22 protein-coding genes and 1 pseudogene are annotated in these 24,297 nt (G+C 65.4%); 14 read left to right on the top strand and 9 right to left on the bottom strand.

Translation table 11 applies throughout. The annotated features are described in order from the left end of the window. The first annotated feature begins 315 nt into the window (after window positions 1-315). Both BDD21_RS02545 and BDD21_RS02540 read left to right on the top strand, forming a co-directional pair. Window positions 316-1,011: a transposase gene (locus tag BDD21_RS02545; RefSeq protein ID WP_342769585.1), complete on the top strand. Its 696-nt coding sequence runs from the start codon at window positions 316-318 to the stop codon at window positions 1,009-1,011. 111 nt (window positions 1,012-1,122) lie between these two features. Continuing rightward, window positions 1,123-1,389 (top strand): hypothetical protein, encoded by a 267-nt coding sequence (locus BDD21_RS02540; protein ID WP_120795807.1) that lies wholly within the window; start codon window positions 1,123-1,125, stop codon window positions 1,387-1,389. A gap of 84 nt (window positions 1,390-1,473) precedes the next feature. Here BDD21_RS02540 and BDD21_RS02535 read toward each other — a convergent pair whose 3' ends face one another. Next, window positions 1,474-1,893, bottom strand: a complete 420-nt coding sequence (locus tag BDD21_RS02535) for a PIN domain-containing protein (RefSeq protein ID WP_120795806.1) — start codon at window positions 1,891-1,893, stop codon at window positions 1,474-1,476. Beyond that, complete coding sequence (locus BDD21_RS02530; protein ID WP_120795805.1) at window positions 1,890-2,138, bottom strand: plasmid stabilization protein; 249 nt, start codon at window positions 2,136-2,138, stop codon at window positions 1,890-1,892. The genes BDD21_RS02535 and BDD21_RS02530 overlap by 4 nt, the downstream gene beginning before the upstream one ends. 908 nt (window positions 2,139-3,046) lie before the next feature. Between BDD21_RS02530 and BDD21_RS02520 the strand changes: the two are divergent. Continuing rightward, a pseudogene (locus BDD21_RS02520) lies at window positions 3,047-3,310 on the top strand (type II toxin-antitoxin system RelE/ParE family toxin); the annotation flags it as partial. Window positions 3,311-3,319: 9 nt separating this feature from the next. Further along, window positions 3,320-3,616 (top strand): HigA family addiction module antitoxin, encoded by a 297-nt coding sequence (locus BDD21_RS02515; protein ID WP_120795802.1) that lies wholly within the window; start codon window positions 3,320-3,322, stop codon window positions 3,614-3,616. 37 nt (window positions 3,617-3,653) lie between these two features. On the opposite strand, the gene BDD21_RS02510 is transcribed toward BDD21_RS02515, so the two are convergent. Both BDD21_RS02510 and BDD21_RS02505 read right to left on the bottom strand, forming a co-directional pair. Next, window positions 3,654-3,953, bottom strand: coding sequence for a type II toxin-antitoxin system RelE/ParE family toxin (locus BDD21_RS02510; protein WP_120795801.1), 300 nt, complete (start codon window positions 3,951-3,953; stop codon window positions 3,654-3,656). Continuing rightward, window positions 3,950-4,198 (bottom strand): type II toxin-antitoxin system ParD family antitoxin, encoded by a 249-nt coding sequence (locus tag BDD21_RS02505; RefSeq protein ID WP_120795800.1) that lies wholly within the window; start codon window positions 4,196-4,198, stop codon window positions 3,950-3,952. The genes BDD21_RS02510 and BDD21_RS02505 overlap by 4 nt, the downstream gene beginning before the upstream one ends. A gap of 581 nt (window positions 4,199-4,779) precedes the next feature. Between BDD21_RS02505 and BDD21_RS27690 the strand changes: the two genes are divergently transcribed. The 3 genes from BDD21_RS27690 to BDD21_RS02495 all read left to right on the top strand — a co-directional run bounded on the left by BDD21_RS27690 (window position 4,780) and on the right by BDD21_RS02495 (window position 5,956). Continuing rightward, the gene (locus BDD21_RS27690) at window positions 4,780-4,935 is read left to right on the top strand and encodes a hypothetical protein (RefSeq protein WP_170164668.1); all 156 of its coding nucleotides are present in this window, start codon (window positions 4,780-4,782) and stop codon (window positions 4,933-4,935) included. Then, the gene (locus BDD21_RS02500) at window positions 4,932-5,654 is read left to right on the top strand and encodes a proteasome-type protease (protein ID WP_120795799.1); all 723 of its coding nucleotides are present in this window, start codon (window positions 4,932-4,934) and stop codon (window positions 5,652-5,654) included. Before BDD21_RS27690 ends, BDD21_RS02500 begins: the two co-directional genes overlap by 4 nt. 101 nt (window positions 5,655-5,755) lie before the next feature. Further along, window positions 5,756-5,956 carry a DUF1186 domain-containing protein gene (locus tag BDD21_RS02495; RefSeq protein ID WP_120795798.1) on the top strand — a complete coding sequence of 67 codons (201 nt, stop codon included), beginning with the start codon at window positions 5,756-5,758 and terminating at the stop codon, window positions 5,954-5,956. Between the two features lie 41 nt (window positions 5,957-5,997). On the opposite strand, the gene BDD21_RS02490 is transcribed toward BDD21_RS02495, so the two are convergent. From BDD21_RS02490 to BDD21_RS02470, 5 genes are all read right to left on the bottom strand, one after another. Then, window positions 5,998-7,017, bottom strand: coding sequence for a HupE/UreJ family protein (locus tag BDD21_RS02490; protein WP_120795797.1), 1,020 nt, complete (start codon window positions 7,015-7,017; stop codon window positions 5,998-6,000). Continuing rightward, the gene (locus BDD21_RS02485; protein WP_120795796.1) at window positions 7,014-8,171 is read right to left on the bottom strand and encodes a peptidyl-prolyl cis-trans isomerase; all 1,158 of its coding nucleotides are present in this window, start codon (window positions 8,169-8,171) and stop codon (window positions 7,014-7,016) included. Before BDD21_RS02485 ends, BDD21_RS02490 begins: the two co-directional genes overlap by 4 nt. Next, window positions 8,099-10,591: a DUF3604 domain-containing protein gene (locus BDD21_RS02480; RefSeq protein ID WP_120795795.1), complete on the bottom strand. Its 2,493-nt coding sequence runs from the start codon at window positions 10,589-10,591 to the stop codon at window positions 8,099-8,101. Before BDD21_RS02480 ends, BDD21_RS02485 begins: the two co-directional genes overlap by 73 nt. Window positions 10,592-10,969: 378 nt before the next feature. After that, the gene (locus tag BDD21_RS02475; RefSeq protein WP_120795794.1) at window positions 10,970-11,887 is read right to left on the bottom strand and encodes a sulfurtransferase; all 918 of its coding nucleotides are present in this window, start codon (window positions 11,885-11,887) and stop codon (window positions 10,970-10,972) included. After that, on the bottom strand, window positions 11,884-12,936 hold the full coding sequence (locus tag BDD21_RS02470; protein ID WP_120795793.1) for a homocysteine S-methyltransferase family protein: 1,053 nt from the start codon (window positions 12,934-12,936) through the stop codon (window positions 11,884-11,886). The genes BDD21_RS02475 and BDD21_RS02470 overlap by 4 nt, the downstream gene beginning before the upstream one ends. 72 nt (window positions 12,937-13,008) lie before the next feature. On the opposite strand from BDD21_RS02470, the gene rlmH reads away from it, so the two are divergent. From rlmH to pmbA, 7 genes are all read left to right on the top strand, one after another. Next, a complete protein-coding gene (gene rlmH, locus BDD21_RS02465; protein ID WP_120795792.1) occupies window positions 13,009-13,488 on the top strand; it encodes a 23S rRNA (pseudouridine(1915)-N(3))-methyltransferase RlmH in 480 nt (159 codons plus the stop codon). Between the two features lie 360 nt (window positions 13,489-13,848). Continuing rightward, on the top strand, window positions 13,849-14,475 hold the full coding sequence (locus BDD21_RS02460; protein WP_120795791.1) for a Maf family protein: 627 nt from the start codon (window positions 13,849-13,851) through the stop codon (window positions 14,473-14,475). Between the two features lie 182 nt (window positions 14,476-14,657). Further along, window positions 14,658-16,112, top strand: coding sequence for a ribonuclease G (gene rng, locus BDD21_RS02455; protein WP_120795790.1), 1,455 nt, complete (start codon window positions 14,658-14,660; stop codon window positions 16,110-16,112). A 23-nt stretch (window positions 16,113-16,135) separates the two neighbouring features. Then, window positions 16,136-20,176 (top strand): YhdP family protein, encoded by a 4,041-nt coding sequence (locus tag BDD21_RS02450; RefSeq protein WP_120795789.1) that lies wholly within the window; start codon window positions 16,136-16,138, stop codon window positions 20,174-20,176. Between the two features lie 300 nt (window positions 20,177-20,476). Beyond that, complete coding sequence (locus BDD21_RS02445; protein ID WP_120799703.1) at window positions 20,477-21,307, top strand: carbon-nitrogen hydrolase family protein; 831 nt, start codon at window positions 20,477-20,479, stop codon at window positions 21,305-21,307. Between the two features lie 88 nt (window positions 21,308-21,395). After that, entirely contained in the window at window positions 21,396-22,838 is a 1,443-nt protein-coding gene (gene tldD / locus BDD21_RS02440; protein WP_120799702.1) for a metalloprotease TldD, read from the top strand. 76 nt (window positions 22,839-22,914) lie between these two features. Then, complete coding sequence (gene pmbA / locus BDD21_RS02435; protein WP_120795788.1) at window positions 22,915-24,264, top strand: metalloprotease PmbA; 1,350 nt, start codon at window positions 22,915-22,917, stop codon at window positions 24,262-24,264. Window positions 24,265-24,297: the final 33 nt, after the last annotated feature.

The raw sequence follows: 24,297 nt of genomic DNA, 5'->3' as shown, positions 1-24,297 counted from the left end.
CACTGGTCGAGGATCCCGAGCACCGCATCGTTCTGCCCCTGGAGGGGCTTTGCGGCTGCGGGCGCGACTGCGCCGAGCTGGCTGTCGAGGTCTTGCCCGAGCGCCGTCAGGTCATCGATCTGGTGGTGCACCGCGAGGTCACCGAGTATCGCGCCGTGACCGGCGTGTGTGCCTGCGGCCAGGTGCATCGCAGCGCCTTCCCGGAGGCGGTCGGTGCACCGGTGCAATACGGCCCCGGACTGTCGGCCTTGTCGAATTACGGTGGAATTACGGTGACACTTTACTATTTACACCATTTCCGGCTCGGCTTATGCTATGCCCATGTCTCGGCTCCCACGCATCATCGTACCCGGCATCCCCCACCATGTGACGCAACGTGGGAACAGGCGCCAGCAGATCTTCATGGAAGACGACGACTATGCGCTCTACAGAGATTGGCTAGCCCAGGCGTGTCGATCAAACGGCGTGGAAGTCTGGTCCTATTGCCTGATGCCAAACCATGTTCACTTGATTCTCGCGCCTTCTGACGAGACCGGACTGTCTCGCGCTGTCGGGGAAACGCATCGTCGATATAGCGGGTACATCAACGCACGATTGCGCGTCACTGGTCATTTGTTTCAAGGGCGGTTCGGTTGCGTGGCGATGGATGAACCACATTTGATGGCAGCTTTCCGCTACGTGGCTTTGAATCCCGTCAAGGCGAGGCTGGCTGCGACGGCTGCCGACTGGCCTTGGTCCAGCACGCCAGCACATCTCCGGCGCCAGGACGATGGCTTGGTTACTGTTTCTCCACTGCTGGATCGCGTCGATAGTTTCGCGGACTTCTTGGAGGTACCAGCGGATCCTGAACAGGTTGCGGCTCTCACGAAGGGTCAAACTGTAGGGCGACCATTGATGGGTGACCAAGAGCTCGGCGAGCTCGAAATACGACTTGGCCGCACGCTACGTCCAGGCAAACGTGGCCGGCCGCCCTCGCAGAAGAATGACCCGAGACAACTAAAATTAGTGTAAATGGTACAGTGTCACCGTAATTCCCGAATTCCCGGGAATCTTCGTCGCGGCCCTGATCCTGAGCGGCATCTTTTGGTACGCAGTGAGCCGAACCAAGTAGGAGACACAACAATGACGACACGTACGATGGTACCGACCGAGAAGCGGGTCCGCCATGCCGCCGAGATCTTCGGGCGCTACTTCTCCTATCCGGTGGAACCGACGATCTATACCTTTGCTGACCGGCTCGGGGACGGAGAGAGGGGTCTTGTTATCCGGCATTTTCGCATTCGGTGCAGCAAGCCCGGTCGGGCGCTTCAAGCCGCCGTTGCACGGGGCATGAGGGTCGACATCAAGGCCCGGCAGGAACAGCCGTGTTACTGTACGAACAGCCGATGACCGAATCCCTGTGCGAACAGCCGATGACCGAAGCCGGGCATCCGCCATAGGACGACGCACGAGCCGTTCTCGTTCGTGCCTAGGTCAGCGGAAATCCCATGGATTCACGAGGTCAAGCTCGGGGATCGCCCGGAAGTCGGCGATGTTCCGGGTCGCCGGTATGCTGCGGTTGACGATCGCGGTTGCAGCGATCATGCCGTCGGGTACGCTCAGAGGGCGGCTTCGCCTGTTCGCTTCGCCCATGATCGTTCCGTATGCGAGGGCTGCGGCTTCGGTAAACGGATAGATCCGGTCGGCGAATCGGTTGCGCCAGTCCTCCAGCCCTCGAGTCAGCCGCGCTGCACGCTGGTCCGTACGGATCTTGTGGATGCCGAAGGCGATTTCCGCGATGGTCACGGTAGGCAAGGCGATCTCGGCGTCGAAACGGATCAGCCAATCGCGGACGTGTTTGTCGGGTGTCTTGCGCAGCGTTTCCGACACCACGTTGGTGTCCGCGAAGATCACAGGTCGATGCCCGTATGGGGCTCGCGTTCCTCGCGGATCAGCGCCTCGAGATCGATATCGGTCGCGCAATTCCGCGCGAGCTTCTCATAGAAGGTCCGCGCAGGCTGGTTTCCGAGCTGCCGCGCCTGGTACATCTCCAGCGCCCGTTCGACCACTTCGGCTACCGAGCGGCGTTCGTAGCGCGCAAGCCGATGTGCCAGTTCTCGTGCCTTGGCGCTGCGAACGGAGAGTTGCGGTTCCGCCATCGATCGGCTCCTGTCGTCTTAAGGGTTCCGAGGAAGGCTCCAGCTTAGGGCCGAGCCTTCCTGCTGGCAAGATGGCAACAAGAAGGGTTGGAGGGGCGAGATTCGCAATTCGGCTTGGAGGCGGCGATCACGCGGCGGGGAGAGAGGGGTCTCCCATTGCGCACTTATCGCTTCGCTCGGTGAGCGGAGCGGGGTATGTAGTACCTATGAGACCTAACCCCGCGTCCACGGACTCGGATCGCGGCAGACATCGCAACCCTGTGCTAGATTTCGACTGGCGCAGTGCGACGGAGGCGACACGAATGCCTTCGACGAGGAGAGTCGACCTGACCGGGGGAATGGATCAATTGATCCCGGCACGTTGTTCTGCAACCGGCCCCTTCTTATGCCGAGACGTCCCGATGCCCAGCATCACCCTGAACGCCCATTTCGACGGCCACTCGATCGCTCTCGATGAGCCGTTCGAGCTTCCCGGCAACGCTCGGCTATTGGTGACAGTGGTGGCACCTCCGATGGACGGCGACCGAGCACAGTGGTCCGACCTCGCCGGGTCGGGCCTCGCTCTTGCGTATGGGGACGACGAACCCGAGTACAGGGCGACTGATGTGAGACGTCCGTGAACGAGGGCGACGTGGCCCTGACGCCGCTTCCCCAAGCGGACGGACGCGTGAAGAACCGCCCGACGATTGGCCGTGCTGCCCGAGAGCCGGTTGCTTGGTGCGATCGGCATACTCGCACCTGACCGGCATCGTCGCCTGTTGGAGCGGCTGTCGGGATATCTGGTGCGATAGGCGGGGCGAACGAATCCCTGTTTGTCACGCGGAAATCGTTGTCTGTACCCGATTCTTGGATGTTGTTAGCCATAACGCCTGGCGCTATAGTTAAGTCAATCATAAAAAAGCTTTCGCGACAGGGCGACCGAGCGGATCTGGGGCGGCGAAGGCGATCGCCGACTCCCGCCGGAGGTCCGGAAGGTCGCCCGGCGTAAGCTCCGTATGTTGAACAATGCCCGGTCCCTGGACGATCTGCGCATCCCGCCGGCAAACCGCCTGGAGGCCCTGCGCGGGGACCATGCCGGGCAGTACAGCATTCGCATCAATCGGCAGTGGCGCATCTGCTTCCTCTGGAGCGGCGGGAATGCGGACGCCGTGGAGATCGTGGATGAACACTGAGGCACGACCATGACCCCTGTCCTGGACAACGTGCACCCCGGCGAGGTGCTGCTCGAAGAGTTTCTGATACCCATGGGCATCAGCCAGAACGGCCTGGCGCGCGACCTTGGTGTGCCGCCGCGGCGCATCAACGAGATTGTACACGCTCAGCGTGCCGTCACCGCCGATACGGCCCTGCGCTTGGCTCGCTACTTCGGAACCTCGGAGGGGTTCTGGATGGGTCTCCAAGCGGACTACGATCTTGAGGAGGCCCGCAAGCGGCTAGGCGAGCGCCTGGAGCGGGACGTCAGGCCGCGGGCGGCGTAAACCGCTCGCCGGAACCACGTTCCGCCGCCCCGGGATGCTAACCGGTGAAGTAGTTGAGGACATCCATGCGTTGATGTGGGACGCCGATAATATCAATCCCACCCTCGCTCATGAGATAGAAAATGACGTGAGAGCCTTCCGGGTAGCTGCAGTATCCGTTACCGACCTCCGGACGAGGCTTCCCGAGACTTGGATTCTCCGCAAGCCAGGAGAACCGCCGGTCGATAGCTGAAAGATAGATATCGCGTTGCTTGTTGCTCCAGGTCTGGACCGTGTAGCGGGCGATAGCGCGCAGGTCTGCAGCAGCTCGTGGGGTAATCCGATAGCGGCCAATCATCCCTCACGATCTATTTCCGCCAACAGACCTTGAAGGGAGTAATTCTCGACGAACTCGCCACGACGTGCCTGCGCCTCGCCTTCGGCCAGATGTGCACGCAACGCAGCCAATCTGGCGTTGTGCTCCTCCATGTGACGCAGCGCATCGCGTACCACCTCACTTGCCGAGCCAAACCGACCGGTCGCGATCTCGTTCTTGATGAAGACTTCCCAGTGTTCCCCTAGGCTCAGGGATGTTGTCGCCATGAGACACCTCCTATATTCATTTTTAGCAGATATGAATATAGCAGGAAATCCTTAAGGCCAAGGAACAAGTGGGCGAGAGGGCCGCAGGGTCTTGTAATGCAATATTGTGGCGTTCGGTGCGGCAAGCCCGGTCGGACACTTCGAGCCGCCGTTGCACCGGGCATGAGGGTCGACATCAAGTCCCGGCAGAATCAGCCGGGGTACCGTACAAATCGCCGATGACCGAAGCCGGGCATGCACCTTAGGGCGACGCATGAGCCGCTCTCGTTCGTGCCTAGGTCAGCGGAAATCCCATGGATTCACGAGGTCAATCTCGGGGATCGCCCGGAAGTCGGCGATGTTCCGGGTCACCACGGCGCTGCGGTTGACGCTCGAGATCGCAGCGATCATGCCGTCCGGTATGCTCAGAGGGCGGCCTCGCCTGCTCGCTTCGCCCATGATCGTTCCATATGCGAGGGCGGCGGCTTCGGTGAACGGATAGATTCGGTCGGCGAATGGGGTACGCCAGTCCTCTCTATCCCGATGGCCGCTCGAAGTGTCCTAATTGAAGGCGCGCGCGGAACAACTCAGCGGTAACGAATATGCAGATTCATTTTGGCTTTGAAATGCAGTGCCGGTGCATCGGCCCGACGCCGATGCTCCCGGCACTCCGCATCCAGGATGCGCTGGCGTTCGACGTCACGCCAAACACGCCGGACCGCTTCAAGGTCCGGACGGACGAGGTCGTCGGACCATGACCTACTGCGTCGGTGTGAAGCTCGACGAGGGCCTGATCTTCGCCAGCGACTCGCGCACCCATGCGGGCGTGGATAACTACTCCAAGTTCTGCAAAATGACGGTGTTCGAACGCGCAGGCGACCGAGTCCTGGTGCTGCTCAGCTCGGGCGGTCTGGCCGCCACGCAGACGGTGATCACCCTGTTGCGTCGGCGCGCCGCCGGCGAGGCACCGCATATCTGGAGTGTCGACTCCATGTTCGAGGTGGCCAATCTGGTGTCGGATGCGATGCGCGACATCGAGCGACGCGACGGACCCTTCCTGGAGAGCGGCGGGCTGAAGTTCAACGCATCCTTCATTCTCGGCGGCCAGATCGCCGGCGAGGAGATGCGGCTGTTCCGGATCTATGCCGAGGGCAACTTTATCGAGGCCGGCACCGACACCAACTTCCTCCAAACCGGAGAGGCCAAATACGGCAAGCCGATCCTCGACCTGGGCGTGAGCTCCAGCGCGACGCTGGAGGACGCCACCAAGTGCGTTTTGGTGTCGTTCGACTCGACGATGCTCAGTAACCTTTCGGTGGGCATGCCGATCGACCTGTTGTGCTACGGCCGAGACAGCCTGAAGGTCACGATGAAACGCCGCTTCGCCGATGGCGACGTCTACTTCGACGCGCTGACCCGGCAGTGGCTCGAGGGCACGCGCAAGGTCTTCCGTGCACTGCCGCCGCTGGAGTGGTAGCGACACGGTGTCTTGGTGCGCAGGGAAAGCCTGGTCGCTTGGAAGGCGACAAGTCTGGTTGGCCCCGCGCGGCCATGCGGTGACCGCGAGTCGTTCCGGCAATGGACACCGAGACTCCGCCCCGCACCGAGCACCGCGCCGTCCCCGAGGCCGCCGTTCGGGCCGCCATGGCACAACCCGAGGCGATGACGCTGTTCTCCACGCCGGGCGAGGTGTGTTTCGACGTGGCCGGCGACCTGGTGACGGAGGATCTGGATCGCATCCTGGCGGCGGTATGCGGCGCGTACGTCCGAGGCGCGTAGCGGTCTTTTCCCTTGCCGTGACGGATTGAGACGCATTCGGTTCAAAACATCGCTGTCGAGCGCTCCAAGACCCAAAAGACCGCCAACGAGCCGATGACGTAGCTTGGGAGATGCCGAGCGGCTGTCGGCAGGCTCACAGGAACACTGCGCCGAACGGCCGCCGCGGTCAGGATCACCGCGACGCAAAGAAGCTGCCCGACCTCGATGCCGATGTTGAACGCGGCCAATGCGAGCGGCACCTCGTGTGCCGGTAGGCCGATCTCCGTCAGCGCACCCGCGAAGCCGAGCCCGTGCAGCAGCCCGAACGTGAACGCCATCACCCAGGGAAACCGTTGTATCCAGGTCGCGTGCCCGGGCCCGGCACGGGTCAACTCCACGGCGACAACGACGATGGTCAGCGCGATCAAGGCTTCGACCGGATGCGACGGCACCGTGACGACACCCAGCACGGCGAGCGCGAGCGTCACGCTGTGCCCGGCGGTGAAGGCGGTGATGGTCCAAAACAACCGCCGATAGCCCTGCACGAGCAGCACGAGACCGAACACGAACAGCAGGTGGTCGGGACCGCCGAGGATGTGCTCGAAGCCGAGGAGGAGATAGTCGCGCAGGACGTCGAGCCGACCGGCACTCTCGGGAACGGTGAAGGTGGGATTGTCGCCGCGCAGGACCGCCTGGACTAAACGCCCGTCCGCCAGGTGGACGCGCAGCACTGCATCGGTGCTGCGTTCGCGTAGGCCGTCGACGCCGATGTCCGAGCCGACCAGGCCGCCGTCGGCGCACTGCGCGCGCCAGCGCAGCGTGACGCGCGAGCCCGCGCGGCTCGCAACCGGGGCGGACATCGGAGTGCACCCAGCCGGGAGGATGGCCCGCAGCGGAACGCCTGCGGTCTGCGCCACGGGCAACCGCCAGAGCACGTCCAGCGTGCCCGTCGGCGACTCCCGGATCTCCAGCAGCGCCGGGTCGAGCGGATGGGCGGCGACGGTCGATGCCGCGCCCGCGGCCCCCAAGAGTGCGGTCCACAAGATCAGCGTCGGGATGGGGCTCCGAGCGGTCAACCTCATCGCTGTGCCGCCAGTTCGACGCCGGGCGTGGAGAGATCGTCTCGCCCCTCGACGCGAATCGCGTAGCGCTCCCGCAGGCGTGCCAAGCCATGCGCCAAGCGTTGCGTCGCACGCTCGGTCCCGACGGCCTCCAGGAGCTGTTGTTCGACCGCGGCCAGCTCCGGCAGGCGCGGATCGCGCTTCTCCTCGATCAGGACCAGGTGCACTCCATAGGGCGAGGCAATGGGGTCCGACCAGACGCCGGGCTCGAGGGCGAAGACCTGCTCGGCGAACGCCGTGCCGAACCGCGCCGTGATGCGTGGCCGTGAATAGGCTTGAAACCGGAGTCCGAGGAGGAACGGATCCGACAATGCGACGGCGTCGGCCGGGGGCAGCGCACGGGCTCGCGCGAGTGTCGCCCGCGCGGCGTTCTCGAGGTCCGCACCCTGAACGCTCTCGTCCAGGAAGAGATGCGAGAACGTCAGCTCGGCCGGCTGCAGGTAGCGCTCGCGATGGCGGTCGAGATAGTCCTGCAGATCCGCGTCCGTCAACGGCGGCGCCGATGGGTCCTGCGCGAGGAGGATGCGCATCTTTTCGATCAGAAGGCGGCGTATGACGATGTCGTCGTCGAGTCCGAGCGCACGCGCCTCGCGGACCAGCTCCTCAGGCGCGCGTCCGGGGCGATCGCCGACCGCGCGCATCTTCTCGACGAGTCGGCGGTGCACGCTGCCGTCCTGAAAGTCGAGTGCCAGCACGCGGGCCTCGCGATAGAGCATCTCCTCTTCGAGGGTTTGCGCGATCAGGGCGGACATCTGCTCCGGGGTGGCGGCCATCCCCCAGCGCCGGACAAAGTCCTCCTCCATGACGCCGATCTGCTCCGCCGAGATGACGATCGGCTCGCGCTGCACGGGTGGTCGTTCGGGCTCGGGTGGAGACCACAGCTCGCTCGCGGCGAAGAGGCTCGCCCCGATCAGCACGAAGTGAACGAACGGATGCCGGAGCCATTGCCCGAACCACTGCCGGGTCGTGCGCCGATCTCTTCGGCGCGACTCGATCCTGTCCGGACCGCGGACGACGGACCGTGAAGACTGGTCGTGCTCGCTCACGGGGTGTACCAGATCGGCGAGGTCCAGGCGCGTTGCTGCACGGTCTGCGGCACGATGCCACTGCAGCATTGTGTGTATTCAAACTCCTCGTAGCTGTCCGGCAGCGTACAGACGCCGCGACCGCACTCCGCGTCGCTGTTGCAGCCGCGCGCGTGCAGCGTCCGGACTTGGCCGCGGCAGATTCCCATGGGCTTGCTGCAATCGACGCCGCGCGCGTTGCAATAGTATTGGTTCCAGCGACAGCTCGGGTTCTCGAGCACGCGCACGTAGTAGAAGGCGTGCCGGGCGGGGTCGAAATCGGGATCCGTCCAGAGGGTGCAGAGCTTTTTTAAGCCGCCGCCGGTCGGTCGGCAGGTGCGCAATTCGACCTTGTCTTTGTCGTCGGTCGTGCCCGCGACGTCGTACACCTTTTCGTGTGTCTGCCCGGCGGCGTCGACCCAGCCCTTGATGATCTGTGCCCGCTGCAGCGGCGTGCCGGGGTGGCCCGACCAGCCGGGGTCCATGAGTGCGCTGATCGCGAAGCTCGGGGCCTTCGCACCACGGCGGGGAGGGCGCGGCTCACGTTTGAGTGTGCCGCCCATGGGCACCCCGCCGGCGTAACCGCGCGCCGCGAAATCGCCCGTCTCGCAGATGTTCGAAGGCAGTCTGAAACCGCCGAAGACGCGCACGATCGGACGGGTGCCGCTGGTGGCGTAGGTTTCGCGGTTCTTAAGTGCGGTGAAGATCGCATCGCGCGAGTTCTCCTCGGCCCAGGCGACGGTGAGACCGCCCGCGTTGGTCTCGAGGCCGAGGAAAAAGCGCTCGTTCAGGGCCTCCGACGAGGTGGCGAAGCTCTGGACGCCGTGCGCCCCGCTCTTCGCGTATTGCTGCTCGTCCGATTGCCCGGGCGTGCCGTTGTGGTTGTCGAGCCCGCCGACGAACCCGAGCTGGAAGGGATTCACCCCTTGCTCGGCGGCATAGGCGATACCGCTCGCGAGTGTGTTGCGCACGTAGCTGCGCGGCGGAATGCTGTCGGTGGTCTGCATGATGTCGGTGAGATAGCCGTCCGCCGCTCCGCCGAGCCGCGCCCAACCTTGGTTCTCGAAGTCACACAGCTCGTCGGGCGGATTCGTCCAGGCCATCCCGGTCTTGGCGTTGTACCGGCATTCCGACTGGCCCTTGATCTGCATGAGCTCGACCAGCGGTTCCAATTGGTTGCGCAGGTAAGCCTCCGCCAGCCCGTCGGGCGTGTTCTCCGGGAGGATGAACATGCTGCCGCGGCTCATGTTCGGGTTATGAGGGATGGTCAGGACGTCGCAGCGCGGTTTTGCCGGATTCTCGATGCAGGCGTCCTTCAGGCGCTGGAGCATCACCGCGGGGGAGGCCACCGGCCAGCCCGGCGTCGAGGTGCACGCGGCGCCGAAGCCGCAGCCGAGCGGACTCTCGACGTTGCTGATCGGCGCGTCGATCACGTCGTCGTTGCGGAAGATGACGTTGCGGTGCAGGTTGTCCGCGCCCGAGTTGCCGGTGAAGTTGTTGATGCAGGAGGAACCGCTCGGGCAATCCGCCGACGGCGGCGACCCGGCGTCGGGCACGTCGGGGATGGCGTTGTCCTGCGCCTGATCCCAGCAGGGCAGGGCGTCGGCGTCGGCGCATCGGCCGTTCGCGGCCATCGCCGTGTACTCGTAGGCGATGAAGGACGTGAAGGTGCAGGATGAGGTGCGGTCGTAGGCGGCCTCCGCGTCGTCGCGGATCTTGTCCCAAACCAGCTTGGCCTGACGCGTGCAGAGCGACCCGTCCGGGCCGCAGAAGGGCGGGCGTGTCGGGTTCTGGCTGACGTTTTCGAGCCCCGCGAAAATGCCGGGCGCGGCACCCTGGCGCAGGCGCGAGAGTTCGTCCCGGGCGATGCTGCAGAGTGGGCTGTCGTAGCCCTTCGGTCGGCACATGTTGTCCGAGGCGCACTCTTGCCCGGTGACGGCCGGATCGCAGTCCTGATCGCCGGCGCAGGTCTCGGTCGCCTCGAAGGTGCAGATATTGCTCTCGCCGAACTGCTCCGCGTGGTCGGTGATCGCGGCGAAGTCGAGCGCGCGTCCCTCGGGGAACTGGATGGTCCGGGTGGCCATGAACTGGCAGTGCTCGCCGGGCATACAGTAGGGATGCTCGGTGACGTAGGTGCGCATACTCGGCGGCGGCGGGAGCTGGGCCTGCTCGGCCGTGCGCGTGTCGGCCCAAGGCGGCAAGCCCACGCGACCGCCCTTTGCGTACCAGTAAGCATCCGCCGGGGTATTGCGGGTGTCGAGCACCACGGCATCGAACGAGTAGGCCGTATGTAGATGGGTCTCCCCGAAGAACGGCTGCTTGGTCGGTTCGTAGCTCGCGCACCGCTCGCGGACTTCGGTTCGCTCGAACGGTGGTTTCGGGGCGATCGGACCGGCGCGCGCCGGTCCGGTCGCTGACAGTGCAAGCAGCAGTGTCCAAAGGACACAGGTCTGGATCGACGGCGATCTCATGGTGGGCTCCTCGTCTCACTCTCGGACTCGCTGGGGAGTCGGGCAAACGTCGGGTGCGCGTCCGTTGCGATCGCGAATAAACCGGTTCTTCTGGGCTGCTCGGGCTTACTTCGGTAAAGGCATGGCCGTTGCGACAGGTCTTGGTGGTGCGTAGCGCCCTGCCCATCGGGGTCGCGATGGGCAGGGGCCGCTTGGGCGTAATGGAATCAAGCGTAGCAGGGGACCCATGGCCCCGCCATCAAAGCATGTAGGTGTTGTAGGGGCGGCTTAAGTGATTTCCGGGAAAGGATCTGCCTGCGTGTAGGGGCGAATTAATTCGCCCCTACATCCCCTGCATGTCTTCCAAACATGTGCGGTTGGGATGCTTGTTCCTGAAAATCACCTTGAAGTCGCCCCGACATGGTCGTTCCCGTCCCCGAGATCACCTTCGGCCGACCCCGTCGCCACCGGTCGGTCGGGTGAGCGGATCCATTCACTCCAAGATCCGGCATAGAGGCGTGAGCCATGCAGCCCGGCGAGCTCCATCGCCAAGAGGTTGTGGCAGGCATTCACGCCCGAGCCGCAGCTGTGAACGACGGATGACGGGGGCGCCGGGCCGATCGCTTGGGTGAAGCGTTCGCGCAGACGCTCTGCGGAGAGGAACCGCCCGTCCGTATCCAGGTTGTCCGTCAGCGGCAGATTGATGGCGCCGGGGATGTGACCCGCTACCGGATCGATGGGCTCTTGGTCACCACGAAAACGCTCGGGTGCACGTGCGTCGATCAGGGTCAGCCGGCCCGGGGTCAGATCGGCGGCCAGCTCGGCGGCGAGCGACTCGGTGGTGATCCATCGCGTGTCGTCGGGCCTTGCGTTGAACTTCCCTTTCTCATGACGAGGGACCTCGCGCTTCAGCGCGCCGCCGGCGGCGATCCAGGCTTGAAGCCCTCCGTCGAGCAGGGCGACCCGGTCGTGCCCGATCCAACGCAGCAGCCACCAGAGCCTGACCGCGAATCCGCCGCCCGCATCGTCGTAGACGACCACGCGAGTCCGCGACGTGACGCCGGAATCGCCGAGCCAGGCAGCGAGGCGCGCTGGATCGGGCAAGGGATGGCGCCCGGTCTTCGGACCGATCGGGGAGGACAGATGCCTGTCGAGATCGGCGTAAGTGGCCCCCGGAAGATGACCCGCGGCATAGGCGCGACGTCCCGCCGCCGGGTCGGCCAACGAGAAGCGGCAGTCAAACAGTCGCAGGTCCGGATCGTCGAGCCCGGCGAGCAAGGTCGGCGCGTCGACGAGGTATTGCGGGGCCCGGCTCAAGCGTTGAATGCCTCGAGCCCGGACAGACGCATCCGGTGAGTCCCTTCGACCGGGCGGCGCGGTGTTTTCCCCTCCACGGCATGCGCGATGGCGCGGATGTGATCCGGCGTGCTCCCGCAGCAGCCGCCGATGATGTTGAGGAAACCCGACTGCGCCCACTCTTGGATCTGCTCGGCCATCTGATCCGGTGTCATGTCGTAGCCGCCCATCTCGTTGGGCAACCCGGCGTTCGGATGAAAGGTGGTGTAGGACTCGGCGACGCGGGCCATATCCTCGACGTGTGGTCTGAGCAGATCAGGACCCAAGGCGCAGTTGAGCCCGATGGCGAAGGGCTTGACGTGGCGGAGGCTGTTGTAGAAAGCCTCGACCGTCTGGCCGGAGAGTGTGCGCCCGGATGCGTCCGTAATCGTACCCGAGATCATCACCGGCAGGATGACGCCGTCTTCCTCGAAGACCTGATCGACCGCGAACGCGGCAGCCTTGGCGTTGAGTGTGTCGAAGATGGTCTCGATCAGGATGATGTCGACATCTGCGGCGATGAGCGCTCGGGTCGTCTCGGCATAGACCTCGACGAGCTCGTCGAAGTGGGTGTTGCGTGCGCCCGGGTCGTTGACGTCCGGCGAGATGCTCGCGGTCTTGCTGGTCGGGCCGAGCACGCCTGCGACGAACCGCGGCTTGTCCGGGGTCTTGGCGGTCCAGGCGTCCGCCACCTCGCGGGCGAGCTTGGCCGCGGCGGTGACGATCTCTGCGGTATAGTCCTGCAGACCGTAGTCGGCCTGGGAGAGACGATTGCCGTTGAAGGTATTGGTCTCCAGGATATCGGCGCCGGCCTCGAGATACTCGTCGTGGATGGCGCGGATGATCTCGGGCTTGGTCAGCGACAGCAGATCGTTGTTGCCTTTGAGGTCCGATGGCCAATCTTTGAAGCGCTCGCCCCGATAGTCGGCCTCTTCGAGTTGACAGCGTTGGATCATGGTCCCCATGGCGCCGTCGAGGATGAGGATGCGTCGGTTCGCGAGTTCGGTGAGTCGGATGCGTGAGTCTGGCATGATGGCAATGATTCGAGGATCGATGAAGATGGCGTTCGAGTATAACGGGTCAGTCCGAACGGTCGCGAGCCGATGCGCGTTCGTCTGATCGCGGTCGGGCGGCGCATGCCCGCCTGGGTGGAGACCGGTTACGCGGAATATGCCAAGCGTCTCCCCTGCGAGTGTGCGCTCTCCGTGGTCGAGATTGAGCCGGGCCAGCGCGGCAAGGGCAGCGGAGCGGAGCGTGCCCGCGCCGACGAGGGCGTCCGCATTTTGAAGGCGATCCCGAAAGGCGCGCGGGTCGTGGCGCTCGACGGGGCCGGCGAGTCCTGGAGCACCGAGGCCCTGGCCGAACAGTTGCGGACCTGGCTGGCTGGGGGTCGCGATCTGGCCTTGTTGGTCGGCGGCCCGGACGGTCTGGCCGAGCCCTGCCTGGCGCGCGCCGATCAGCGCTGGTCCCTGTCTCGGCTGACCTTTCCGCACCCGCTGGTGCGGGTGATCGTCGCCGAGCAGCTCTACCGGGCATGGACGTTGGTGCAGGGGCATCCGTACCATCGCGGCGGCGCAGATTGACGCTGCGAGTCGGCAGCGGTCGGCTGTTAGCTGATCGCGATCAGCTGTCAGCTGTCAGCTGTCAGCTGTCAGCTGTTAGCTATCAGCTATCAGCTCCTTCACCCCGAGCCAAGAGCACTCATCATTTAAGCGCTAAGGAGCGATTCAAGAACAACCGATGTGCCGGCGGTGTGTTGGGCACCCTGCGCTTTGACCAACCTACGGGGATCGCCATCCCCAGAAACCGCCTAAGAGCTGACAGCTGACAGCTGACAGCTGACAGCTGACAGCAGAATGCAGAAGGCAGGAAGCAGGAAGCAGGAAGCAGGAAGCAGGAAGCAGGAAGCAGGAAGCCAACCGCAACCTTTGGATTCGATCACCATGCCCCAGCCCCGATCCGCCATCGAAACCGACCACCACCTTTATCTCGCCTCGCGCTCGCCGCGGCGGCTTGCGCTCTTGGAGCAGATCGGAATGCGTGTGGCGCTCGTCGCGGCCGAGACGGACGAGACGCGGCGGCCGGGCGAGTCGCCCGAGACCTATGTTCGACGTGTCGCCTTGGAGAAGGCGCGAGCCGGTCGCGCCGCGGTTCCCGATGACGAGGGGCGGCCGGTGCTGGCGGCGGACACGGCGGTGGTCCTCGGAGACGTGACACTGGGTAAGCCCGCGGACCGGGCGTCCGCCGCGCGTATGCTGGGCGCCTTGTCCGCGCGCTCGCACCGGGTCTTGACGGCGGTGGCCCTGATCGCCGACGAGCGCGAGCTGACCGATCTGAGCGACAGTCGGGTGACCTTTCGCGCCTTGCAGGAGTCGGAGATCCTGAGCTACTGGGAAACCGGGGAGCCATGCGACAAGGCCGGCGCCTATGGCATTCAGGGTATCGGCGCGCTCTTCGTCTCGGATCTGCAAGGCAGTTATTCGGGCGTCATGGGACTGCCGCTGTTCGAAACGGGTCGACTGCTCGCTGCGGCAGGGATCCATGTGATCGCGCCGGCGTCCGGCGGTTGAACGTCGTCTCGCCTTTTAATCCGCGTCCTCGCGAAGGGCCGTGGATGCACCAAACGTCGAACTCAGTCGCAAATGAGCATCTCGCTCTGTACGCGGTTTAGAAACAATCGCCGCCTGTCTTTCCGGGACGAACGCAGGTAGGCTCAAAATGATATCAAGATAGGCCAACGAGCGATGTTCCCGTGAGCGAAGAGATCCTGATCAATGTTACGCCGCCGGAAACCCGGGTCGCCGTGGTCGAGAACGGCGTGGTGCAGGAGATCATCATCGAGCGCGCGGAGCGTTGCGGTCTGGTCGGCAACATCTACAAGGGCCGGGTCTGTCGGGTCCTGCCCGGGATGCAGGCGGCGTTCGTGGACATCGGCCTGGATCGGGCCGCCTTCCTTCACGCCTCCGACATCATGGGCCCGCAAGGCGTGCCGCGCAGCGATCAGATCCACGAGCTGGTGCACGAGGGTGATCGGCTCGTGGTGCAGGTCGTGAAGGATCCGCTCGGCTCCAAGGGCGCGCGGTTGACGACCAACATCTCGGTGGCCTCCCGTTACCTGGTCTGCATGCCTGCTCTGGCGAGCACCGGAGTCTCGCAGAAGATCGAGGACGAGGACGAGCGGCGCCGTCTGCGCGACATCCTGCAGCGCTACGTCGATGCGCACGAGGGCGAGGGCGGCTTCATCGCGCGCACCGCGGCGGACGGCGTGTCCGAGGAGTCCCTGTTTCGCGATATGGCCTTTCTGGCCAAGCTCTGGCGCGGGATCCGCGAGCGCTGCGCGGCGGCCACCGAGATCGGTCTGGTTCACGACGATCTGCCGTTGGCCATGCGTGCACTGCGCGACCTGGTGACGCCCGAGGTGGAGCGGGTGCGCATCGACTCGCGGGCGATGGTCGACAAGGCCATGGCCTTCGCAACCAAATACATCCCCGAGATCAAGGAGCGCATCGACTACTACCAGGGCGAGCGTCCGCTGTTCGATCTCTACGGGGTGGAGGAGGAGATCCGCAAGGCGCTCCAGCGCAAGGTGCAGCTCAAGTCCGGTGGCCATCTGGTGATCGACCAGACCGAGGCCATGACCACCATCGACATCAATACCGGCGCCTTCGTCGGCCACCGCAACCTCGAAGAGACCATCTTCAAGACCAACCTCGAAGCGGCCCAAGCGATCTGTCGTCAATTGAGGCTGCGTAACCTCGGCGGCATCATCATCATCGATTTCATCGATATGTCCGAGGACGAGCACAAGCGCCAGGTGTTGCGTGCCTTGGAGAAGTGTCTCGCCCGGGATCACGCCAAGACCCACATCACGGAGGTCTCCTCGCTCGGTCTGGTGGAGATGACCCGCAAGCGCACCCGCGAGTCGCTCGAGCACGTGCTCTCCGAGCCTTGTCCCTACTGCGGCGGTCGCGGCTCGGTGAAGACCGCTCAAACGACCTGCTACGAGATCTTCCGCGAGATCCTGCGCGAGTCGCGCCAGTTCGATGTCGAAACCTTGCTGGTGCTGGCCTCGCAGGAGGTCATCGACCGGCTCCTCGATGAAGAATCGGCCCATCTTGCGGAACTCGAGGCCTTTATCGGCCGTCCGATCCGCTTGCAGGCCGAGGCGCTCTACACCCAGGAGCAATACGACGTGGTTCTGATCTGAGGGGCGGCCCTCGACCATTCGGCATGTCTGTCCCGCACACCGGCAAAACCCGTTTCATGCGACGTCTCGTCTCGGTCGCCGTCGTGATCGCAACGACGGGGTTGGTGCTGGTCGCACTCGCTGTCACGGCTGCACGCGTTGCGCTCCCGCTGACCGAGGCCGACAACCGCTGGGTCGCCGACATGCTCGGGGAGCGGCTCGGTTATCGTGTGCAGCTGGGCTCGGCGTCCCTGCGTCTCTCGGGCCCTGGCCCGCGCCTGAGCGTGCGCGACATCCGTCTGTCGGACCCCCGCAGCGCAAAGGATGTTCTCGTCCTCGACGGCCTCGAGATCGCGATCGATCCTCTTGCATCCCTGCGCATGGGTGTGCCGCAGATCACCTCCCTGACGTTGATCGGCTCGCGGCTTGCCCTGCGTCTGGATCACGCGGGCCGTCTCAAGTTCGACGGTCTGGAGCTGCTGGGCGGCGGCGATCCGCGGACGCTGGAATTCCTGCTCACGCAAGCGCAGGTCGAGCTGGTCCTGGGCGAGATCCTGATGCGCGACGATCGGCCCGAGACGCTGCTGGAGGGGCTGCGTCTGACGAACGCCAGACTGCGCCTGCTCAACGACGGCGATCGCCATACCTTGAGCGTCAGTGCGGAGCTTCATCCGCTCGGTTCCGCCGTTGGGTCGACGCGCGGCGATCCGGGCCTGAACCGTCTGAGTCTGATCGCGGAGTTGTCGGGTCCGTCGGCCGATCCGCTCTCCTGGAGCGGACGCGTCTATGCCGGCCTCGATGCGGGCGACCTGGGCGGGATCCTGCGCGGCAACGGGTTTTCGGCGGTCGGTGTTCACAACGAGCGGGTCGCGATCGCGGGTTGGTCGCACATCTACGCCGGGCGTTTGGAGCAGGCATTGATTCGGTTCGATCTGGCCGGTTTGCGTCTCGAACCGCCCGAGCAGAGCGATGCACCGGCCAGCGCGCAGGCGCTGCGCGTCGAGCATCTCGACGCGATGGTCCGCGCTCGGCCGAGCGGTGACGGTTGGCGTCTGGAGATCGGCTGTCTACGCGGACGTGCGGCAAGCGGCGATCTGCCGCGGATCGATCTGGATCTTCTCTTGACCGCGCAGCTCGCGCCCGAACGCCTGCGTCTGGCGAGCGCTCCGCTGGATCTGGCCGCTGTGGTGTCCATGCTTGAGGTCTCCCCGTGGGCGCTGCCGCAGTCCCTGTCCGATCTGATCGCCTTCGAGCCGCGCGGGCGCGTCGAGGATCCGCTGCTGCACGTCGACTGGGATCCCGGGCAACCGCCGCGCTGGGAGGCGAGTGCGACGGTATCCGGCCTCGGCTGGGATCGCGCCGGATCGCTTCCCGGGGTCGATGGACTCGCCGTGCGGTTGCGGGCCGATCGCGAGGGGGGCGAGGCCCGCGTTGGCTCGGCCGGGCTGGCGTTGGATCTGCGGCCGCTTTTCAGCGAGCCGCTCGCGCTCGACGGGCTGTCGACGCGGCTCGACTGGCGGATCGACCCGTCCGGCGCGGCTCGGATCTCGGCGCGCAATCTGACGTTCGAGAATGCGGATCTGGCCGGTCGGGCGAGGCTCGCGCTGGATCTTCCGGCGGACGGTTCCAGCCCTCTGATGGATCTGCGCGCGAGCTTCTACGACGGCGACGGCTCGCGCGTGCGCCCCTATCTCCCGGTCGGCATCATGCACCGGGATCTGGTGGGCTGGCTGGAGCGCGCCATCGTCTCCGGTCGGATCCCGCAGGCCGATCTGATCTTCCGCGGTCCGCTCGCAGCCTATCCTTTCCGCGGGCATGAGGGGCGTTTCGAGCTGCTGCTCGAGCTCGAAGACACGGTCCTCGATTATCTCCCCGACTGGCCCGAGATCCGCGAGGCGGCCGGTCGGCTGCGCTTTCTCGACCAGTCCCTGACCATCGAACTCGACAGCGGCCGTATCCTCGACAGTCGACTCGTGCAGGCGCGCGGCGAGATCCCGGAGCTTTGGGGTGCGCAGGGCATGACCATCGTCGGCGAGACCGAGGGTCCCTTCTCCGACGGTCTGCGCACGCTGACCGAGACCCCCTTGGCGAAGGACCTGGGACGGCTTGCCGGGAGCCTGGAGGTGACCGGGGACACGCGGCTGCGGCTTGAGATCGATCTGCCCTTCACCAAACGCAGGCAGCTGGGGGTCGCGGGTCGTCTGTCTTGGCCGAAGCCGGCGACCTTGGCGATTCGAGGTACCCCGGTCGCGCTTTCACGCCTCGGCGGCGAGGTGACCTTCACCGAGAAGACCATCGCGGCGCAGGCAGTGGAGGCAACGCTCTGGGAGCGCCCGCTGAGCCTTTCGATCGCCACCCTGAATCCGGGTGTTGCGGACGCGTCGGCGACGCTGATCAAGGCCCGGGCACGCACACCGGTCACTGAGCTCGGTCGGCGCTTTCCGAGCCCGGCCTGGGGGCTGCTGAGCGGCGAGATCGATTGGAATCTCGACGTGACCATCCGCAATCGCGACGTCCGTGCTGCGGCGCTGCCGCTCGACTATCGTCTGGCCTCGCGGCTGAACGGGCTTGCGATCGATCTACCGGCGCCCTTGGGCAAGGGTGCCGAAGCGACGCGTGAGCTCGCGCTCGTCGGCGCGCTGGTGCCGGGCAGCTCCCTGCGTGTCTCAGGGCGTCTCGGCGAGGTGGCCGGCGATCTGATACTCGATCTCGGGGCCTCACCCCCGCCCGCGATGCGCGCACATGTGCGTCTCGGGGGCGAGGCCGCGCCGTCTCCCGAGGGCGAAGGGGTGTTTTTGGACGGGCGTTTGGACGATCTCGACCTGGTCGCCTGGCTGGGGCGCCTGAACGCGCTCTCAAGCGCCAAGCAGGCTGGCGAGTCGCCTCGCGCGCTCGGCGCCGACGCCTGGTTGCGCGGTGCCGATCTGCGGATCGATCGGCTCGCGTTGGGCGGACCGCAGTTGACCGAGGTCGATTTGCGTCTCACCCCGATCGACAGCGGGCCGTCGGGCAAGGGCTGGGCGGTTGCGGTGCGGGCGAACGAGCTCGCAGGCGAGATCGCGATCCCGGCGACGGACACGGCGTCCGTGCGGGTTGCGCTGGAGCGTCTGGATCTGCTCGCCTTTCAGGATGCGCCGCAGCGGGGTGACGCCGAACGTTCGGCCTTGGCCGTCGAGGATCCGTTCCGCACGCTTCCCCCGATCGACCTGCGCATCGCGCGGTTGACCCGGGGCGATGCCCTGCTGGGAACGTTGCAGCTCGACCTGCGCCCGGATGTGCTGGGTCTTCGCCTGCCGAGTATCCGGCTGCTCGGCGAGGGCCTGGTCTCGGCCGAGGGCGAGGCATCGTGGATCAGATCCGCGAGCGGCGGTCGCAGCGAGGTCTCGATGCGGGTTGAGTCGCTCGATTCGGGTGTCCTGCTCAAGGCGCTGGATTCACAGAACCGGCTCGAAGGCGCACCGATGCAGGCACAGGTGATGCTCGACTGGCCGGGCGGATTCGGGGATTTCAATCTGGCGCGCGCACGCGGTTTCGTGGATGTCGAGGTAGGCTCGGGCCGGCTGTTGGACGTGGAGCCCGGTGTCGGGCGGGTGCTGGGGTTTCTGAATCTGAGCGCCTTGAAGCGGCGCCTGACGATGGACTTCACCGATCTCTATGGTCAGGGTTTTGCCTTCGAGGAGATGCGCGGCCGGATCCAGGTCGCCGAGGGCAAGGCGACCCTCGACGCCTTTACCATCGATGGTCCGGCGAGCAAGGTGATCGTCGGCGGCTCGAGCGATCTGGTGAATCAGCGTTTCGAGCAGAGCGTCGTCGTGGAGCCGAGGATCGGCTCGAGCGTTGCGCTGGCCAGCGCGGTTGCGGGCGGGCCGGTCGTGGGGGCCGCCGTCTATCTGGTGGATCGGATTGCGGGCAACGCTATCGATCGTCTCGGGCGTTACCGCTACCGGGTGACCGGGGCCTGGAGCAATCCGGATGTCAGCCGGGTTGGCTGGGATCCGGCGGTCGGTGCCGAGATCTCGCCCACGCCCACGCCCGCGCCCGGCGATGCGCCCCCGCCCCCGCCGCCCAACCACTTCCTGGATTAAACCGCGTTTCACCGGGATCTAAGGATATCTCCGAAGCCAAACGCACAATGAGCACGACGCATGTCGCGCTGGACGCGGTTTAAGCCCGATCGAGCGGGATTGTTTCGGCCGAACAGCAGGGGTGGTATCGTTCCGAATCGATCGGGTGAAGGCGCGGCGCATTGGGTCGCTCGGGCATGCACGAGCGGATGCCGCGTCCACGACCCTTTCCCTCAAGTTGCCGATCGGATCGCGTCGCAGGCCGAATCGGATTGGCCCGCCCCTTCGCCTGCCGGGGCAGCAGTGATTGCGGTAGAGACGATGAAGACAAAACCGAAGGTCGGAGCGGTCCAGATGGCGACCGGTCCAAACGTAAACGCCAACCTCTTCGAGGCGGAACGCCTGATCAAGGCGGCGAAGGAGAAGGGTGCGAGTCTTGTCGTGCTTCCCGAGAACTTCGCCTTCATGGGCAAACGCGATCAGGATCAACTGGCGCTGCGCGAAGAGGACGGCGACGGACCCTTGCAGGCGTTTCTGGCGCGGGTGGCCAAGCAGCAGGGCGTCTGGCTCGTCGGCGGCACCATTCCGTTGGCCGCCCATGATGCCGGCAAGATTCGGGCGGCCTGTCTGGTGTTCGACGATCGCGGCGAGCGGGTGGCCCGTTACGATAAGGTGCATCTGTTCGATGTCTGTCTGCCCGAGGGCGGGGAGCGTTACCAGGAGTCGACAACGATTGAGCCGGGAGAGGAGACCGTCGTCCTGGACACGCCGTTCGGACGTATGGGTGTCGCGGTCTGCTACGACCTGCGCTTCCCGGAGATGTTTCGTCGCATGCTCGACGGCGGTATGGAGATCCTGGCGATCCCCTCGTCCTTCACAGCCATCACGGGGAAGGCCCATTGGGAAACCCTGGTGCGCGCCCGGGCCATCGAGAATCTCGCCTACGTGATCGCGGCGGCGCAAGGCGGCTTCCACATCAACGGCCGCGAGACGCACGGTCACAGTATGATCGTCGACCCTTGGGGCACGGTGCTCGCGCAGGTGCCCAGAGGATCAGGCTTCATCTGCTGCGCCCTGGACGACGACTATCAGGACTCGGTCAGACGCAACTTCCCGACGATCGATCATCGTCGTTTGAAATGCCGCGCTTGAGACCGCAAATTTTAGCGTATACGAGCAGAACGGCGTTTGCATCCGCGTACGACCCTCTCTCCCCGACGGAGCCCGACAACACCCGATGATGACCGACCCGATTGCGATTGCACGCACGAGTATCCTTGAGCCTGCAGGATTGACCGAGCAGGACCTCGACCGTCTGCTCGGTCTTTTGGCCGGCTCCGCGGTGGATGCCGCGGATATCTATTTCCAGTCCAGCCGGCTTGAGTCCTGGGTTCTCGAAGACGGCATCATCAAGGACGGCAACTTCAGCATCGAGCAAGGCGCCGGGCTACGGGCGATCAGCGGAGAGAAAACCGGCTTCGCCTACTCCGACGAGCTGCGCTTCCCGGCCTTGGCACAGGCGGCCGAGGCCGCCCGAGCCATCGCGCGGATCGGCCAAGGCGAGCAGGTGCGCATCGGCGAGGTTGCGAACAAGCGCAGCCTCTACGACCCCACCAATCCAATCGCCAGCCTGCCCGACCCGGACAAGATCGCGCTGCTGCAACGGGTCGATGCCGAGGCACGGCGTGCCGATCCCCGCGTGCGCGAGGTGGTCGCCAGTGTTGTTGCCGTACAGGATACCGTCCTGGTTTTGGGCGACGACGGTGCCTTGTCGGCCGATGTGCGCCCCCTCGTGCGGCTGAACGTGAGCGTTGTGGCCGAAGACGGCGGGCGTCGCGAGCAGGGATCGAGCGGGGGCGGTGCCCGTGCCGATCTCGATTATTTTCTCCTCGAGGACCGCGCCCTGTCCTTCGCGCGCGAAGCCGTGCGTCTGGCCGTTACCAATCTCGAAGCCGGCGATGCGCCTGCCGGGACCATGACGGTCGTGCTCGGATCCGGCTGGCCGGGCGTGCTGCTGCACGAGGCGATCGGGCACGGGCTCGAGGGCGACTTCAACCGCAAGGGCAGCTCGGCCTTTGCCGGACGGATCGGCGAGCGGGTGGCCGCGCCCGGCGTGACGGTCGTGGACGACGGTACCTTGCCGGGTCGGCGCGGGTCTCTGAATATCGACGACGAAGGGACCATGACCCAGAATACGGTCCTGATCGAAGACGGCATCCTCTGTGCCTACATGCAGGACAAGCTCAATGCGCGCCTGACCGGGACGCACTCCACGGGCAACGGTCGTCGGGAATCCTACGCGCACTTGCCGATGCCGCGCATGACCAACACTTACATGCTTGCGGGCGAGCGCGATCCCGAGGAGATCATCGCCTCGGTGGACAAAGGCTTGTACGCGGTCAATTTCGGCGGTGGACAGGTGGACATCACCTCGGGCAAGTTTGTCTTCTCCGCAAGCGAGGCCTACCTGATCGAGAACGGGAAGATCGGGCGCCCCGTGAAGGGCGCGACCCTCATCGGCAACGGGCCGGATGTCCTGACCCGAGTGAGCATGATCGGCAACGATTTACGACTCGATCAAGGTGTCGGGACCTGCGGAAAGGAGGGCCAGAGCGTCCCGGTCGGGGTCGGCCAACCGACCTTGCGGGTCGACGGCCTGACCGTCGGCGGGACGAGCGCCTGACGGGGGAGGTCCGCTCTCTCGACACGACCAGACCACCTCAGCCGTGCCCGGAACCTCTCTCACCCAAGGACTTGCCATGTCGATTGCCGCCACCGAAGACACCGCGGAACGTCTCGCGCGCTTGAAACAGACGATCGAGGATCTCCTCAAGGAGGCGAAACGACGCGGTGCGACGGCCGCCGAGGCATCGGTGGGCAGCAGCGCCGGTCTCGAGGTCTCGGTCCGGCTCGGCGAGGTCGAAACGGTCGAGCACACACGCGACAACGGCCTCGGGATCACCGTGTATTTCGGAAACCGCAAGGGTTCGGCGAGCACGTCCGATCTGAGCACCGGCGCACTGCGCGACGCGGTGAAGGCGGCTTGTGCCATCGCCGAGCACACTCAGGAAGATCCCTGCGCCCATCTCGCCGACGCGGCCCTGATGGCCGCCGAGATCCCGGATTTGGATCTGTATCATCCCTGGCATCTGGGGGTCGAGGACGCGATCGAGATCGCGGCGGCCTGCGAGGACTCGGCCCGCGGGTTTGATCCGCGGATCGTCAACTCCGAGGGCGCGAGCCTCTCCACGCACACCGGGATCCAGGTCTACGGCAATAGCCACGGATTCGTCGCCGGCTACCCGACCAGTCGCCACGGGCTCAGCTGTGCGGTGATCGGCCAGGAGGGCGAGAGCTTGCAACGCGATCACTGGTGGACCAGCGCTCGGGCAGCAGCCGACCTGGATTCGGCACGCATGGTCGGCGAACGTGCGGCGGAGCGAACGGTCGCCCGGCTCGGGTCGCGCCGTATTCCGACCTGCCAGGTTCCGGTCCTGTTTCGCTCGGAGGTCGCGACGGGTTTGATCCGCAGCCTGGTCTCGGCGATCCAGGGCGGCAGCATCTACCGGCGCACCAGCTTTCTGCTTGACCATCTCGGCGAGCGTATCTTCCCGGACTTCGTGCGGATCCACGAAGAGCCGCACCTTCCGCGGGGGCTCTCGAGTGCGCCGTTCGACGGGGACGGTGTCGCGACGCGCGCCAAGGACCTGATCACCGACGGGGTACTTCAGACCTATCTTCTGGATGCCTATTCCGGGTGTCGGCTCGGCATGCAGACGACCGGCAACGCGGGCGGCGTGCGCAACCTGCGCATCGGCATGGGCGAGTTCGATCGCGACGCCCTGCTGCGCGAGATGGGTACGGGGCTGATGGTGACCGAGCTGATGGGGCACGGGGTGAATCCGGTCACGGGTGACTACTCGCGCGGCGCTGCGGGCTTCTGGGTGGAGGGCGGCGAGATCCGTCATCCGGTCGAAGAGATCACCATCGCGGGCAACCTCAAGCGCATGTACGCGGGCCTGGTGGCGGTCGGCAACGATTGCGATTATTCAGGCAGCACGCGCACCGGCTCTTGGCTGATCGAGAAGATGACGATTGCAGGCGAATAGGGACGGTCGTTGCACGGGCTCGGCGCGCCGGCC

Origin of the sequence: Thiocapsa rosea (assembly GCF_003634315.1) — a bacterium.
GTDB classification, from domain to species: domain Bacteria; phylum Pseudomonadota; class Gammaproteobacteria; order Chromatiales; family Chromatiaceae; genus Thiocapsa; species Thiocapsa rosea.
This window is presented reverse-complemented; position numbering and strand designations above follow the sequence as displayed.